General features: G+C 42.4%; 3 protein-coding genes. All 3 read left to right on the forward strand.

Going from position 1 to position 2,244, the window contains the following annotated elements:
• Positions 1-620 (forward strand): discoidin domain-containing protein (locus E1176_RS02105; RefSeq protein ID WP_185152563.1); only part of this gene is annotated, 620 nt, incomplete at its 5' end.
• Between the two features lie 5 nt (positions 621-625).
• Entirely contained in the window at positions 626-1,573 is a 948-nt protein-coding gene (locus E1176_RS02110; RefSeq protein ID WP_155208924.1) for an alpha/beta hydrolase, read from the forward strand.
• A gap of 11 nt (positions 1,574-1,584) precedes the next feature.
• On the forward strand, positions 1,585-2,244 hold a 660-nt coding region (locus tag E1176_RS02115), incomplete at its 3' end, for an endonuclease/exonuclease/phosphatase family protein (protein WP_155208925.1).

Here is a 2,244-nt window from a genome sequence, read left to right on the forward strand (position 1 = left end):
AGATCAGGTCTTATTGGGTTTCTGAAGCCAACCACGACTCTATTTATGTAGAAATGGACCTTGGGCGCCCAATGGATGTACGTGCTGTTCAGATCAATTTTCAAGACTTTAACAGCAACATATTTGGCCGGCCTGATACCTTAAGACAGCAATTTCAAATTCAGGTTTCCGAGGATGGAAAAGAGTGGATCACTGCTGCTGACTTTAGCGAAAACAAAAAGGACATGCCGCATGCTTACATTGAGTTGGAAGAGCCAGTTACGGCCAGATATGTGAGATACGATCATGTATATTGTACCAATAATTTTTTGTCGATTTCTGAATTAAGAGTTTTTGGTAACGGTAAAGGGAAGAAACCTGCTACACCAGGCAATTTTTCCGTCAGGCGTGATACAGACAGAAGAAATGCCAACCTCACCTGGAGTGAGGTAGAGGATGCTACAGGATATGTTATTTACTGGGGTATAGCAGAAGATAAGCTCAACCTTTCTGCGCTTATGTACGACAAACCAAATTATGAACTAAGAGCATTAAATACAGACCAGGGGTATTACTATCAGGTAGAGGCATTTAATGAAAATGGCATTTCTGAACGCAGCGAGATAATGTATACTGAGTAATTAATATGAAAGCCTTTTATTTATCATGTATTTGCCTACTTTCATTTGTCAATGAGGGGTGTAGCCAGCGCTACAAAGACCTGGTGTTTGATCAAGTTGATGTCTCTACTGTCACATATTTGAGTGAGAGCGACACTGATTTACAAATGGACATTTATCAACCCTATGATGATGATATCAGTCAGCGCGCTGTCTTGGTCTATGTGCATGGTGGTGGTTTTGCAGGAGGAAAGCGAGATGAGCCTAAAATCATAACATTTTGCGAAGACATGGCCAGGAGAGGGTTGGTGGTTGTAAGCATGTCTTACACACTTACCATGAGAGGGCAATCTTTTGGTTGTAATCAGCTGGCAGGAAATAAACTTGCCACCTTCAAACAGGTAGGGCAGGAAATAGGTGCTGCTGTAGCCTATCTACATGAGCATCGTTCTGAACTGAGACTTGACATGGGCAACATAGTGCTTTCCGGGAGCAGTGCTGGTGCTGAGGCGGTATTGCATGCTGCCTACTGGCCCGAAACTAAAAAGGCGCTACCTACTGATTTTACTTATGGTGGCGTTATCAGCATGGCGGGAGCCATTTTTGATCTTCAACTTATCAACAAGCGCAGTGCAATTCCTACACAACTTTTTCATGGCACCTGTGATAATTTGGTGCCATATGGCTCAGCTCCACATCATTACTGTGATGAAGGTAATCCTGGCTACCTCATGCTCCATGGGGGAATAAGTATAGCCAACAGACTCAAAGAGTTAGAGAAAGGCTATTTTTTGGTTACAGGCTGTAATGGAGGTCATGAGTGGAATGATCTGCCCATGTTTGACTACAAAGCAGAAATAGCCGACTTTATTTATTCTGATGTCATCAACCATAGGACGTCTCAAATCCATGAAGTGGTTGAGCTAAATAAAAGTTGTGCAATCGTGGATGAACCTGAATTCTGCTCAAATTAACCTGAAGATCAATGATAAAGTGTTATACCGTTTTACTCACCTTTTTCATCATCAGCTCCCTGGTCAAAGTTAATGCACAGTCAGACTGGTCGTTTGATGTGATGACATACAACATTAAATATGATGATAAAAAAGACTCAATTAATGGATGGAGTGCCCGTAAGGCTGATGTGATTGGCCTGATCAATTACCATGATCCGGAGTTGTTTGGCACACAGGAAGGATTGAAAAATCAATTAGACGATATAAAATCCGGACTCGAGGGATATGCATATATAGGTATCGGTCGAGATGGTGGAGTAGGGCAAGGTGAGTATTCGGCCATTTTTTATGACCAACAAGTTTTTGAGTTGAAGGATTCCGGTACGTTTTGGCTGTCAGAAAACCCGCACCAACCCGGTAAAAGTTGGGATGCAGCCTTTCCTCGTATATGCACCTGGGGGAGGTTTGCATATAAGGCGACAGGACAAATTATCCTTTACTTTAATACCCATTTTGATCATGTTGGGGTGACGGCCCGAGCAGAGAGCGCAAAACTTATCTTACAAGCAATTAAAAAACAAAAGGAGGAAAGTGATGCAACAAAAATTATCCTGACGGGTGATTTTAATTTCACGCCTGATGCAGCGCCCTATCAGCTAATCACCAAAGAGTTTGCCGATACCTTTTCA

The organism is Fulvivirga aurantia (assembly GCF_009711475.1).
GTDB classification, from domain to species: domain Bacteria; phylum Bacteroidota; class Bacteroidia; order Cytophagales; family Cyclobacteriaceae; genus Fulvivirga; species Fulvivirga aurantia.

What these genes read in the sequence shown, in the direction of transcription:
- E1176_RS02110 (WP_155208924.1), top strand. Translation starts at nt 626, where the DNA reads ATGAAAGCCTTTTATTTATCATGTATTTGCCTACTTTCATTTGTCAAT.